Annotated in this window: 11 protein-coding genes and 1 pseudogene; 9 read left to right on the forward strand and 3 right to left on the reverse strand. The window is 46.2% G+C overall.

The features are described from left to right. Positions 1 to 9: 9 nt before the first annotated feature. The 7 genes from FTU82_RS11600 to FTU82_RS11630 all read left to right on the forward strand — a co-directional run bounded on the left by FTU82_RS11600 (position 10) and on the right by FTU82_RS11630 (position 9699). Entirely contained in the window at positions 10 to 2052 is a 2043-nt protein-coding gene (locus tag FTU82_RS11600; RefSeq protein ID WP_034608441.1) for a site-specific recombinase, read from the forward strand. A 159-nt stretch (positions 2053 to 2211) separates the two neighbouring features. Continuing rightward, entirely contained in the window at positions 2212 to 2814 is a 603-nt protein-coding gene (locus tag FTU82_RS11605) for a phosphatase PAP2 family protein (protein ID WP_180101361.1), read from the forward strand. Between the two features lie 35 nt (positions 2815 to 2849). Further along, positions 2850 to 4115, forward strand: a complete 1266-nt coding sequence (locus FTU82_RS11610) for an efflux RND transporter periplasmic adaptor subunit (protein WP_034608437.1) — start codon at positions 2850 to 2852, stop codon at positions 4113 to 4115. A gap of 13 nt (positions 4116 to 4128) precedes the next feature. Further along, positions 4129 to 7305, forward strand: a complete 3177-nt coding sequence (locus tag FTU82_RS11615) for an efflux RND transporter permease subunit (RefSeq protein WP_005169787.1) — start codon at positions 4129 to 4131, stop codon at positions 7303 to 7305. Further along, complete coding sequence (gene adeK, locus FTU82_RS11620; RefSeq protein WP_180101362.1) at positions 7305 to 8771, forward strand: multidrug efflux RND transporter AdeIJK outer membrane channel subunit AdeK; 1467 nt, start codon at positions 7305 to 7307, stop codon at positions 8769 to 8771. Before FTU82_RS11615 ends, adeK begins: the two co-directional genes overlap by 1 nt. Positions 8772 to 8877: 106 nt before the next feature. Then, positions 8878 to 9234 carry a YbjQ family protein gene (locus FTU82_RS11625; RefSeq protein ID WP_005097785.1) on the forward strand — a complete coding sequence of 119 codons (357 nt, stop codon included), beginning with the start codon at positions 8878 to 8880 and terminating at the stop codon, positions 9232 to 9234. A 3-nt stretch (positions 9235 to 9237) separates the two neighbouring features. Then, the gene (locus FTU82_RS11630; protein ID WP_180001696.1) at positions 9238 to 9699 is read left to right on the forward strand and encodes a YbjQ family protein; all 462 of its coding nucleotides are present in this window, start codon (positions 9238 to 9240) and stop codon (positions 9697 to 9699) included. 338 nt (positions 9700 to 10037) lie between these two features. On the opposite strand, the gene FTU82_RS11635 is transcribed toward FTU82_RS11630, so the two are convergent. After that, complete coding sequence (locus FTU82_RS11635) at positions 10038 to 10535, reverse strand: DUF2505 family protein (protein ID WP_005097789.1); 498 nt, start codon at positions 10533 to 10535, stop codon at positions 10038 to 10040. Positions 10536 to 10682: 147 nt separating this feature from the next. Continuing rightward, entirely contained in the window at positions 10683 to 10958 is a 276-nt protein-coding gene (locus tag FTU82_RS11640) for a hypothetical protein (RefSeq protein WP_159516113.1), read from the reverse strand. Between the two features lie 185 nt (positions 10959 to 11143). On the opposite strand from FTU82_RS11640, the gene FTU82_RS11645 reads away from it, so the two are divergent. Continuing rightward, positions 11144 to 12013 carry an alpha/beta fold hydrolase gene (locus FTU82_RS11645; protein ID WP_180001697.1) on the forward strand — a complete coding sequence of 290 codons (870 nt, stop codon included), beginning with the start codon at positions 11144 to 11146 and terminating at the stop codon, positions 12011 to 12013. Positions 12014 to 12066: 53 nt separating this feature from the next. On the opposite strand, the gene FTU82_RS11650 is transcribed toward FTU82_RS11645, so the two are convergent. Then, positions 12067 to 12552, reverse strand: a complete 486-nt coding sequence (locus FTU82_RS11650) for a hypothetical protein (RefSeq protein WP_074383421.1) — start codon at positions 12550 to 12552, stop codon at positions 12067 to 12069. Between the two features lie 111 nt (positions 12553 to 12663). Here FTU82_RS11650 and FTU82_RS11655 point away from each other — a divergent pair. Next, a pseudogene (locus tag FTU82_RS11655) lies at positions 12664 to 13199 on the forward strand (IS701-like element ISAba11 family transposase); the annotation flags it as partial.

Here is a 13199-nt window from a genome sequence, read left to right on the forward strand (position 1 = left end):
AACTCGCCTATGCATATTAATTTTCTTGATCTTTTCCAAAACATGCAGCATCAGCTTGAGCAACCTCAGGCGGTGCTGGATGAAAATCTTCTCATTGAACTGATTGAAAGAATCAGACCGGAAGACAGCAGAAATACCGAAGAAATCGAAGCAAAGTTCAATGCATTTATCCAGGCTTTATTATTGACGCCGAATGCAGTTTCAGCATTACAGACATTTACCCTGCGGATCATTAACCGTTATAAACAGACCAGTCTGTTTTCCGATACCGGTATTTTGTCTCTGGATGGTTTCTGGAATCAGCTCAATCAGCGTATTGGCGCGCATATCCTGCCAGTTATTCCGGATCATCAGCAATTACAAGAATTATTTCGCAAGGTTTTTTATCAGCCGACCGATAAATACTGGCTCGACTATTTTGATGAAGATGACTGGCAACGCTTATTTTCAGTTCTCAATCAGGGTCACTCCAATCAGCCTGAAAAGACCCGCATTAAAGATCAACTGATCAAGGCACTGACCATTTTGTCGTATCGGATCAGTGGTATTGGTCTGCATCCTGAATTTATTAATGCACAGCCGGAACTGATGGAATATGAATCTCCTTTTCTGGTGCAGAACCGTGAGATTAACGAATTTATTCAGGAATACAAAAAACGCTATAACACGGTCACGCTGGTCGATTCGATCACCCCGCCAGATGCTTCGCAAGCACTGGTGATGCTGGAACAGTGTCATGATGTCGTGGCAAAAATTCGCCGCTCTACCAAACGGATTGGGGTCAGCGTGAGTCTGACCTATATGCTGGCACTGCTGGAGCAGTGTCTGGAGCGGGTTGAAATCCTGCTCAACATGGTCATGGACGAGGATGACCTGCGCTACCAGTCCATCGGCCTGTTTATTGCAGATATCACTGAAGCGATTTATAGCGAACGCAGTGTACGTGCCCTGCTGGCGACCAATAGTGAACTCCTGGCCTTGCAGGTGACTGAGAATGCCAGTAAAACCGGCGAGCACTATGTCAGTACTGACAAAAAAGGCTTTCTGGCCATGTACAAATCGGCCGCCGGTGCAGGTGCCATTATCGCAACAATGGCCACCCTGAAAATCCTGATGACACGCCTGAGCATGGCGCCTCTCATGCAGGCCTTTAGCTATAGCATGAATTATTCGCTGGGTTTTATGCTGATCCATGTGCTGCATTTTACCGTGGCGACCAAACAGCCAGCGATGACAGCCGCTGCACTGGCGGCCACAGTCCAGCAACGCAAAGGCTCAAAAATGGCGCAAATTGCCGAGCTGGCCGCGCTGATTGTGAATATTATCCGTACCCAGTTTGTGGCAATTCTGGGCAATATTTCGATTGCCATTCCGGTGGCGGCATTGATTACCTTAATGTGGGACGTTGCTCTGCATGAACCCTTAATGAATCATGCCAAGGCAACCAAAACCTTACATGACCTGAATCCCTTTACCTCTTTGGCAATTCCGCATGCTGCAATTGCCGGGGTATGTCTGTTCCTGTCCGGGTTATTGGCCGGTTATTTTGACAACATGGCCGTCTACCGCAAGGTAGGCCCCCGCCTGAAAGCCCATATACGTTTATCGCAATTGATGGGACAGGAACGGCTGTACCGGTTTGCAGATTATATTGAACGTAATCTGGGAGCGCTGGCAGGTAATTTCATGTTTGGCATCATGCTCGGCAGTATGGGCACCATTGGTTTTATTCTGGGGTTGCCGCTCGATATCCGTCATATTGCCTTTGCCTCGGCCAACTTTATTCAGGGCCTGATCAATATTAATGGCCCGGATATTGGCTTGATTGTGGTGTCTTTCCTCGGTGTGTTGTTGATTGGCCTGACCAACTTATTTGTCAGTTTCAGTTTGACCATTATTGTGGCCTTACGTGCACGACGGGTACGTTTTGAACAGTGGAAACCGTTGGCAAAACTGGTCATGACTCACTTCCTGACCCGGCCAAGTGATTTCTTCTGGCCACCCAAGCAAAGCATTGAAATTGACGAAAATCATACATCGACAAAATCTTAAAACTGCGACAATTACAGTATATTTAGCAACAAATTCCTTACTAAAAAAATGGAATTCGCATAAAATACGCACACTTGAAAAAAAGTGTACTGACAAGTACACTTCTACTCCAGACAATTAACCGATCTGCGAACGGTTAAAGGGACAAGGATTTTTGGCATGCATTACTTGTTACTTTTTGTCGGTATTTTATTTTTAATTTTCAGTGTGTTCATCCTGAATATCCCTGCTTTAAGCAAGCTTGATTTGCACGCAGTGGAAGGGATGAGTCTGTATCGCACCGAGTTTTGGAATCGAATTACTCTGTCCTTATCAGTGATAGGTGGCATGCCATTTGTATTATTTTTATCCACACTATGGTGTATTGCCTTGCTGTGGTATAAAAAGCATACAAGCGTAATTTTTATATGTATCGGAATTATCGGAGGAATACTCCTAGCTTGGCTGTTAAAGTTTGCAATTGCCCGACCCCGACCACCAGAGTCCTTACATCTGGTTGAAAGTTTTGGAAGTTCCTTTCCAAGTGCGCATAGTCTGTATGCGGCATGTCTGGCTTGTCTGGCAATTTACATGTATCGGCAACATTCTCGCTTTACCATCATCATGATCGGTGCAGGCTTATGGATGCTGATGATGGGGATTTCAAGAGTTTATCTAGGCGTACATTTTCCTTCAGATGTCATATCCGGCTGGAGTATCAGTTTTATTTGGATTTCGTTGTGGTATATGGTCTGGATCAGATATTGCGCGGCGCACAAATAAGAAAATTTAGATAAAGATCTAATAGAGGTGAAACAATGATGTCTGCAAAGCTTTGGGCACCTGCCCTGACTGCTTGCGCATTAGCAACAAGTCTTGCACTTGTTGGTTGTAGCAAAGATCCAAAAGAGGGCCAGCAAGCTGGTGCTCAACAACAAATGCCACCGACTGAAGTCGGTGTTCTTGTTGCACAACCACAAAGTGTAGAGCAGTCTGTAGAGCTCTCGGGTCGTACAACAGCATTTGAAATTTCAGAAGTACGTCCGCAAGCCAGTGGTGTGGTGCTTAAACGCTTGTTCACTGAAGGCAGTTATGTGCGTGAAGGTCAGGCTCTGTACGAAATCGATTCAAGCACCAACCGTGCGACCGTGGATAATGCTCGTGCAGCAATTGCCCGTGCTGAAGCCAATCTGGGTGTATTACGTGTGAAGGAAGGCCGTTACCGCCAGCTGGTTGGAACCAATGCCATTTCTAAACAAGAATATGATGACATCGTGGCACAGGTCAAACTGGCTGAAGCCGATCTGAATGCCAACCGTGCCACCTTGCGTAATGCCGAAATTAACTTGGGCTATTCGACTGTACGTGCACCGATCTCGGGCCAGACCAACCGTTCCTCTGTGACTGCGGGTGCATTAGTGACGGCGAATCAACCAGAGCCATTGGTTACCATTCAGCGTTTAGATCCGATTTATGTGGATATCAACCAGTCCAGTGCTGAGCTTTTACGTTTACGTCAGCAGCTCAACAAAGGCGACTTGAATAGCTCAAACAACACTAAAGTGAAGTTAAAGCTTGAAGATGGCAGCATCTATCCGATTGAAGGCCGTCTTGCATTTTCGGATGCCAGCGTAAATCCAGAAACAGGTACGGTGACTTTACGTGCGGTATTCCCGAACAAAAACCATTTACTCCTGCCAGGTATGTTTGCGACTGCGCAAATCGTACAGGGTGAAGTGCCCAATGCCTTCCTGATCCCACAAGCGGCGTTGACCCGTACTCCAACAGGTCAGGCAATGGCGATGCTGGTCGGTGCTGATGGTAAAGTAGCACCACGTCCAGTCACGACCACCGGCTCTCAAGGCAACAACTGGATTGTGACTGAAGGTCTGAATCCAGGTGATAAAGTGATTGTAGACGGGATTGCAAAAGTGAAACCTGAACAGCAAGTTGTAGCTAAACCTTATCAACCTCAAGCTGCTGCGCCACAAGGTGCTGCACCGCAACAGCCTGCAGCAAGCGAGAAAAAGGCAGATGATGCAAAGAAAGAACAACCTGAACAAAAACCTGCTGCAAATGCATAAGGAGTAATGGTTCATGGCTCAATTCTTTATTCATCGCCCGATTTTTGCATGGGTGATTGCATTGGTTATCATGCTGGCCGGTATTTTAACCATCAGCAAAATGCCAATTGCACAATATCCAACGATTGCTCCGCCAACCGTCACCATTTCTGCGACTTATCCAGGTGCATCTGCTGAAACTGTTGAAAATACAGTGACCCAGATCATCGAGCAGCAGATGAACGGTATGGATGGCTTACGTTATATCTCGTCTAACAGCGCGGGTAATGGTTCTTCTTCTATTTCCTTGAACTTTGACCAGGGTGTTGATCCTGATATCGCACAGGTTCAGGTTCAGAACAAATTACAGTCTGCCACTGCACTTCTTCCCGAAGATGTACAGCGTCAGGGTGTGCGTGTCACCAAATCCGGTGCCAGCTTCCTTCAGGTATTGGCTTTCTATTCACCTGATGGCAGCCTGACCGCCGATGACATCAAAGACTATGTCAACTCGAATATTTCTGAACCTTTAAGCCGTGTGGCCGGGGTTGGTGAGGTTCAGGTCTTTGGTGGCTCTTATGCCATGCGCATCTGGCTAGATCCGGCCAAAATGGCCAGCCTGCAAGTAACACCGAGCGATATTGCGACTGCAATTCGCACCCAGAACGCACAGGTTGCGGTGGGTCAGCTTGGTGGTGCTCCTGCAGTTGAAGGACAAGTGCTGAATGCGACCGTAACGGCTCAAAGCCTGTTACAGACTCCGGAACAGTTCAGCAATATCTTCCTGAAAAATACCACTTCGGGCGCGCAAGTTCGTCTGGGTGATGTTGCACGGGTGGAACTCGGTGCAGATAACTATCAGTTTGATTCGAAATTTAATGGCAAACCGGCTGGTGGTGTGGCAATTAAACTTGCCACAGGTGCTAACGCGCTTGATACAGCAAAAGCGGTTGAAGAACGCTTAGAACAGTTACGTCCGAACTATCCGCAAGGCATGGTCGATCAACTGGCCTTTGATACAACACCATTTATTGAACTGTCGATTAAGAGTGTGGTTAAGACCCTGATCGAAGCGATTATTCTGGTGTTCCTAGTCATGTTCTTGTTCTTACAGAACTGGCGTGCCACGATTATTCCAACCATGGCTGTTCCAGTGGTGGTATTGGGCACCTTTGCGGTCATTAACGTTTTTGGCTTCTCGATCAACACCCTCACCATGTTTGCCATGGTACTGGCGATCGGTCTTCTGGTCGATGATGCGATTGTTGTAGTCGAGAACGTAGAACGGGTCATGGTGGAAGAGCATCTGGATCCGGTGTCTGCAACTGAAAAATCGATGAGACAGATTTCCGGCGCACTGATTGGTATTACCTCGGTGCTGTCTGCAGTATTCGTTCCAATGGCCTTCTTCGGTGGAACCACCGGCGTCATTTATCGTCAGTTCTCGATTACGCTGGTCACGGCAATGATCCTGTCACTGATTGTCGCCTTGACCTTTACCCCTGCCCTGTGTGCGACCCTGCTCAAACAGCATGATCCAAACAAGCCGGAAAGCAATGGTATCTTTGCGCGTTTCTTCCGCTGGTTTAACAGCAGCTTTGACAAGGTGTCTGTGAAATATCAGGGCGGCGTGAATCGCATGACCCACAGTAAGATTTTCTCAGGTATCGTGTATGCGGTGGTACTGGGTATTATTGTGCTGTTGTTCCAGAAACTGCCGTCTTCGTTCTTGCCGGATGAAGACCAGGGTGTGGTCATGGCACTGGTTCAGTTACCACCAAATGCAACTCTGGAACGTACCGACAAGGTGGTCAATACCATGACCAACTATTTCCTGGAAAACGAGAAAGATCATGTCGAGTCAGTCTTTAGTGTGGCGGGTTTCTCCTTTACCGGTGTGGGTCAAAACGCAGGTCTGGCCTTTATTAAACTGAGAGACTGGTCAGAACGTACTAGTCCGGAATCTCAAGTCGGTGCCATTATCCAGCGTGGTATGGCGCTAAACATGATTGTTAAAGATGCGTCTTACATCATGCCACTGCAATTACCTGCAATGCCTGAACTGGGTGTGTCGGCTGGCTTTAACTTACAGCTTAAGGCGGCAGGTGGTCAAAGTCATGACCAGCTTCTGGCAGCACGTAATGCGGTTCTGGGCCTGGCAGCACAAGACTCGCGTCTGGCGGGTGTGCGTCCAAATGGTCAGGAAGATAATCCACAGTACCGTGTCATTGTTGATCATGCACAAGCCGGTGCACTGGGTGTCAGCGTTGCCGAAATTAACAGTACTATGGGTATTGCTTGGGGCGGTTCGTACATCAATGACTTCATTGATCGCGGTCGGGTCAAGAAGGTATATGTTCAGGGTGAAGCTGGCTCACGTATGATGCCGGAAGATCTGGACCAGTGGTATGTGCGTAATAATCGCGGTGAAATGGTGCCTTTCTCGGCCTTTGCCACAGGCGAATGGACCTATGGTTCACCACGTCTTGAACGTTATAACGGCGTATCGTCGATGAACATTCAAGGTACACCGGCTCCGGGAATCAGTTCGGGTGATGCCATGGTGGCCATGGAAGAAATTGCGGCGAAGTTACCAGAAATGGGCTTAACCGGCTTTGACTTCGAATGGACCGGTCTGTCTTTGGAAGAACGTGAATCTGGTGCACAGGCGCCGTTCCTGTATGCCCTGTCACTCCTGATCGTATTCCTGTGTCTGGCAGCCCTGTATGAAAGCTGGTCGATTCCGTTCTCGGTTCTGCTGGTGGTGCCATTGGGTATCGTCGGTGCATTGCTCATGACTTATGGCGGGATGGTGCTGCTGCAAAACCCGAACCTGTCGAATAACATTTACTTCCAGGTGGCGATCATTGCCGTGATTGGTCTTTCTGCGAAAAATGCGATCTTGATCGTGGAATTTGCGAAAGAGCTACAAGAGCAAGGTGAAGATTTATTCGAAGCAACCTTGCATGCGGCGAAAATGCGTTTACGTCCAATTATCATGACCACTTTGGCCTTTGGTTTTGGTGTATTGCCGCTTGCCCTGGCTTCAGGTGCAGGTGCAGGTAGTCAGCACTCAGTCGGTTATGGTGTACTTGGTGGCGTGATCAGCTCGACCTTGTTAGGTATCTTCTTTATCCCGGTATTCTACGTGTGGATTCGAAGTATCTTTAAATACAAACCAAAACAACAAAATCAGGAGTATAAGTCGTAATGCAAAATGTATGGTCTATTACAGGTCGTAGCATTGCGGTATCTGCCCTTGCGCTTGCTTTGACAGCCTGTCAAAGCATGCGTGGTCCAGAGCCGGTTGCACAGGCAAATATCCCGAGCAGCTATACCAATGCGTCTGGTACTTCTGTAGCAGAACAAGGTTATAAAAACTTTTTTGCCGATCAGCGCCTGTTACAGGTGCTCGATCTGGCATTAAACAATAACCGTGATCTGCGCACTGCTGCCCTGAATATTCAACGCGCCCAGCAACAGTATCAGATTACTGAAAACAATCAGTTGCCGACCATTGGTGCCAGTGGTGATGTGATTCGTCAATCAAGTATGACCACGACAGGCCGTTCAACCACAACCAACTACCAAGTGGGTCTAGGGGTCACAGCCTACGAGCTTGATTTTTGGGGTCGTGTACGTAGCTTAAGTGACAATGCACTGGATAACTTCCTGGCGACTCAAAGTGCGCGAGATGCGACGCAAATTGCGCTGATTGGTCAGGTGTCTCAAGCCTGGCTCAGCTATTCATTTGCCAATGCCAATCTGGCTTTGGCTGAACAAACGCTAAAAGCACAGCTTGAATCGTTTAACCTGAACAAGAAACGTTTTGATGTCGGGATCGACAGCGAACTTCCTGTGCGTCAGGCCCAGATTTCCGTCGAAACGGCACGCAATGATGTCGCGAATTACCGCACTCAGGTGGCACAGGCACAAAACCTGTTAAACCTGCTGGTCGGTCAGCAAGTGCCTGCGACTTTATTGCCGGCACAACGCGTAACCCGCATCACATCCAATACGGCACTGGGTGCAGGCTTGCCAAGTGATCTGCTGATTAACCGTCCAGATGTACGCGCTGCCGAGTATCGTCTGTCTGCAGCGGGTGCCAATATTGCAGCAGCACGCGCACGCCTGTTCCCGACCATCAGTTTGACCGGTTCAGCAGGTTATGCATCGACCGATTTAGGCGATCTGTTTAAATCAGGCAGTTTTGGCTGGTCCTTTGGCCCAAGTCTGGATATTCCAATTTTCGATTGGGGTACCCGTCAGGCCAATATCCAGATTTCTGAAACCGATCAGCAAATTGCATTATCAGATTACGAAAAGTCGATTCAAGCCGCTTTTCGTGAAGTAAATGATGCGCTAGCAGTTCGCCAAAACATTGGTGATCGAATTGCTGCACAGCGCCGTCTGGTAGAAGCCACCAATACCACATATCGCTTGTCGCAGGCACGTTTTCGCGCCGGGATTGACAGCTATCTGACGGTACTGGATGCACAGCGCGCCTCTTATGCCGCAGAACAAGGCTTGCTCTTGCTTGAACAGGCCAACTTGAACAATCAGGTTGAAGTCTACAAGACCCTCGGTGGAGGCTTAAAAGTCAATACCACGGATACCCTGCCGAATCAGCCGTCCGTGACTGAACAACGCCGCGCAGCAGCACAGCAGGCGAAATAGATTTAAAATAGAAAAAGAAAAGCTCACTTCGGTGGGCTTTTTTATTGCATTTTCAAAGCAGTTTTCCTATTGTCATAGACCAGCAATTTATTTAGAAAACATACGCATGTTACTTAGCAATCTGGAATCTGTACCGGGACATACTATTCGCCAACAAATTGATGTGGTTTATGGCAGTACGGTACGCAGCAAACATGTCGGGCGTGATTTACTCGCTGGCCTGAAAAATATTGTCGGGGGTGAGCTTACTGCTTATACCGAGCTGCTGGAAGAATCCCGTCAGGAAGCGATGAACCGGATGGTTGAAAAAGCCCGTAGCATGGGTGCCAATGCGATTGTCGGTATTCGTTTCTCGACCTCCAATATTGCCCAAGGCGCCTCTGAACTGTTTGTTTATGGAACGGCAGTCATTGTTGATCCAGTCATGCCAAAATTACCCGACCCTTTTCCACAGGCAGAATAATTCATGGACGGTTTAATTTTTCAGATCGTCATTTTTGTCATTCTGTTTAGCGTCGGTTTTGGCTTTGGTCGTTATAACGAACGCAAACATTTTCGTTATCTAGACGAACAGGAACAACGACTGGCTTATATCCAGGTCAACAACAGCCGCTTTATCTTATCTGAACATTCCGGACAGATGATCAGCAGTAATGTGGTTATTTCCCATGATTATTTTAAATACGCAATTGCCAATGTGCAGAACATGTTGGGAGGTCGTTTGACCAGCTATGAAAGCGTGGTAGAGCGGGCACGGCGTGAGGCGATTGTACGTTTAAAACTTGAAGCTGAAAAAATCGGAGCCACCCAGATTATGGGGATTCGGCTGAGCACTACGGAACTGGGCATGCAAGGCGGTATGGTCGAAGTCTTTGCTTATGGCACTGCAATTCAGCAATCTGCTTCATCAATCCAAAAATCATTCTAGAAAAAGTAGCATGCAGATGGTTAGCTCATGTTGCGCAGTACGCGCAGATAATTACTGAATGTGGATCAACTCGCTTATCGACTGGGGATGCAATATCATAGAAGAAGTGATTAAGCTCAAAGTTAGCGGCATAAATACAAATAATATGATGCCGTTTCTTCAGTCGATCAAACGGCACTCAATCCCACCTGTATTGCCTTATTATTTTTCTACGTCTTAAGCCGCATTGCTTAGATAACGGCAGCAAGCTAAATGGCTATACATTGCCGAATTGACCGCCACCACCCAGCTTAAAAGTGCCCTTTTTAAATATTGGTGAACGAGATGGGTGCACTAATTCAGGCTGTTAGGCTCTTGCGTAATTCATCTTCAACGATACTGAGTTCAATTTCACTAAATTTACGAATCTCGCCTTCTGCATGCTTTTCCAGCATACCGCCGAGCAACGGCACTTTGACCTTTACTGTCCAGTTAAGCTGAAACTGGATCTGGTCTTCATCTCCAGTGACTGCACGCTGACAGGTCGCCTCGATCGGTAAATTTGCCCCGAGTTGTACCGTCGATGTCATTTGATTCAGATCGCTGATATCGGTACGCTGCAAACGGAATGCATCCTTGAGTAATTTTTTTGCCATATCCGGGATGTTGACATCCAGATTATAGGCACGTTTCAAGGTATACATATGCCCCTGCTTTTCCGAGACCAGTATTTCTAAATTTTGCGCAGGAATTCGATGACAGACTGCCTCATGCAAACGAATATCATTGGCCAGACGTTTAAATTCATCAATAGACACGCCATTGATAATTGCTTTCACAGTGAACTGATGTGCCATGCTATTTTTCCTTATTTTTATTGCATTATTCGCTTAGGTCACTCCGGACTATCGCAAATAAAACCAAACACAGAGATGATTCTGCAATTTATATCAACTTTATAGCATCTGTCATTATTCTTTTATCGGGAAATAGCGGTAATTCGGTCAATCTTTGCAAGATAGTTTTGCAGACAACTGTGTCTGGCCACAACTGATCTGTAGCTGTGCTGTGGCATAGTCAATCACGACATGAAATTCATCGGCGCCATCGTCTAGACCGGACACATACCATGTGGTTCCGTTTGGAAAATCCTGCAACCAGTCTGCTTTATAAAAGTCTGAAACCGAATCAAACTGCACATACAGTTCAGGCTGCGCTTCGATCTTCATTGCCAGAGCCATAAACTTCTGTAATTGCGCCTGCTGAAAATCAATAATCATACTATTTCCCCCTGTTTAGACATGATGATAGCGCAGCGATCTTCATATATGCTTAAAGGGTTCTTCTCGCTATACGACTGCCGAGTTTTGACATCTGGCCCATTATTGGATTAAACATAAGCTAGCGCACAAAAAACAAGATCTCATCCAATATAACGAAGGATATACTCATAGTGCAGGGAAAAATGCAGGTAGAAAGTGTCCAGTTTCTGGCAGAAGATGGTTATAGCTTAAGTGGCAAACTCTACCGTACACCGTCTGTGGCGAAGGCCAATATTGTCGTTGCCTGTGCAACGGGAGTACCGCAAGCGTTTTATCGCCGTTTTGCAGAATATGCAACTCATGCCGGTTTTCAGGTGCTGACCTTCGATTATCGAGGGGTGGCCGCTTCCGCACCGAAACAGCTCAAAGGCTTTAAAATGTCTTATCTCGACTGGGGAGAATATGACCTGAGTGCGGCAATTGAATATTTGGGCCGGACAGGACTGGATATTTATATGATTGGCCATTCCTATGGAGGTCAGGCATTAGGTCTGTGTAAACATCATAACCGCATCGAAGCGATGTACTGTTATGGCACAGGCGCCGGCTGGCATGGTTATATGCCGCTCAAGGAAAAAATCAAGGTTCAGATGATCTGGAATATTGTTTTCCCTCCACTCGTAGCAATCACCGGCTATTTGCCATGGAGCAAATTTAACATGGGTGCAGACTTGCCACGTGATGTCTATCGTCAGTGGCGTAAGTGGTGCAAATATCCGACCTATTTCTTTGCCGATCCGGATTTGAAAGACTTACACACACGTTATGCTGCGGTAAGTACTCCGATTTATGCGGTTGCTGCTCTCGATGATGCTTGGGCCCTGCCTAATTCCAGACATGCTTTTATGCAATATTACCGTCAGGCAAACGTGCATTATATTGATCTTAAAGCTGAAGATTATGGTTTAAAGGACATTGGTCATATGGGCTATTTCCGTCAGGGGGCAGAAAAAATCTGGCAAGATGCCTTAAATACCTTTTCCGAATTACATCGGCTTAAATATGCAGCCTGATGTTTAATGCCTATCGTTTCCTGCAAAACTTACAAGCTTCCTGAGCAGAGAGATCAAGCACAATCTGACCGTAAAAGATCGGTACGAATTTCCTGACGATGCTCTTGGCCAAAACGGTCGACATGCGTATAAAACACGCCATAGCGGCCGACATAATATTCCAGTGACTGATGGTAAAAATTCCAGAAAATCGACCACTCCCCTAAATCCATCTGACGAATTTGTGTACTGCTTTGCATGGGCATTTTTTGCAAGATTTCCTGCTGTAACTGCTCTGCCTGTGCCCTGTCCTGAATAGCTACATGACGCTGAAAAAACAGCTGAGCAACATCATCAAACAGTTCCAGTTCATAAGCATCAACCAGATGCACCTGTTCCTCATGCGTAGTCATGACATGTTCTGAAATACTGGCAATTTGTTCAGGTTTTTCTGCACGCTGCGCAGAGAGATAAGACTGGGTTTTATAAATTTTCCGCCCCACGATCCAGGCGGCATTGAACAGCAAAAAAATACACAGCAAGAGCAACAATTTAAACATAGTAGATCATCTCGTGTGGCTGATTTTATTTTTATTACCGAGCACTTCATATTCATAGGACTTACGCATTGACGGATTCAAAAAAGTATTAAAATACTTTATAAAGTATCTGTGATCAGACGAATTAAACATGCTTCTACAGCAACTTGTACATTACCCATTTATATGGGCTTTCTCATGACAGAACCGAACTCTATTAGCTGCACACAACTTGCCGAGACTTATAATATCTCGCATGATAGTGTAAATCGCTTTCTAGAGCGTGAAGACTACACACCTCACGACCTATATCAAGAATCAATTCAACATATTGATAATAATAAACTTATAGTCAGTATTGATGATACTGTTTTAGATAAACCATATAGTCAACATATGGACTTGGTTAGCTATTTTTGGTCAGGCAAACACCACCGATCCGTCAAGGGTATTAATCTCATTACCTTGTATGCGACAGATCAAAATGGTCAAAATATTCCAATTAATTTCCGAATTTATGACAAATCTGAAAGTAAAACCAAGAATGATTACTTTATGGATATGTTAAGTGAAGTACTCAGTTGGGGTGCAAAGATTCAATTTATTACAGGTGATAGTTGGTATTCATCGACTGGAAATCTAAAAACCATAAGAAAATATGGTATTCG

This window comes from Acinetobacter sp. YH12151, assembly GCF_013418355.1.
GTDB classification, from domain to species: Bacteria; Pseudomonadota; Gammaproteobacteria; order Pseudomonadales; family Moraxellaceae; genus Acinetobacter; species Acinetobacter pseudolwoffii.

Coding starts and splice junctions, on each gene's coding strand:
- FTU82_RS11630 (WP_180001696.1), top strand. CDS start 9,238: ATGGACGGTTTAATTTTTCAGATCGTCATTTTTGTCATTCTGTTTAGC.
- FTU82_RS11625 (WP_005097785.1), top strand. CDS start 8,878: ATGTTACTTAGCAATCTGGAATCTGTACCGGGACATACTATTCGCCAA.
- FTU82_RS11615 (WP_005169787.1), top strand. CDS start 4,129: ATGGCTCAATTCTTTATTCATCGCCCGATTTTTGCATGGGTGATTGCA.
- FTU82_RS11640 (WP_159516113.1), bottom strand. CDS start 10,958: ATGATTATTGATTTTCAGCAGGCGCAATTACAGAAGTTTATGGCTCTG.
- FTU82_RS11635 (WP_005097789.1), bottom strand. CDS start 10,535: ATGGCACATCAGTTCACTGTGAAAGCAATTATCAATGGCGTGTCTATT.
- FTU82_RS11645 (WP_180001697.1), top strand. CDS start 11,144: ATGCAGGTAGAAAGTGTCCAGTTTCTGGCAGAAGATGGTTATAGCTTA.
- FTU82_RS11600 (WP_034608441.1), top strand. CDS start 10: ATGCATATTAATTTTCTTGATCTTTTCCAAAACATGCAGCATCAGCTT.
- FTU82_RS11650 (WP_074383421.1), bottom strand. CDS start 12,552: ATGTTTAAATTGTTGCTCTTGCTGTGTATTTTTTTGCTGTTCAATGCC.
- adeK (WP_180101362.1), top strand. CDS start 7,305: ATGCAAAATGTATGGTCTATTACAGGTCGTAGCATTGCGGTATCTGCC.
- FTU82_RS11605 (WP_180101361.1), top strand. CDS start 2,212: ATGCATTACTTGTTACTTTTTGTCGGTATTTTATTTTTAATTTTCAGT.
- FTU82_RS11610 (WP_034608437.1), top strand. CDS start 2,850: ATGATGTCTGCAAAGCTTTGGGCACCTGCCCTGACTGCTTGCGCATTA.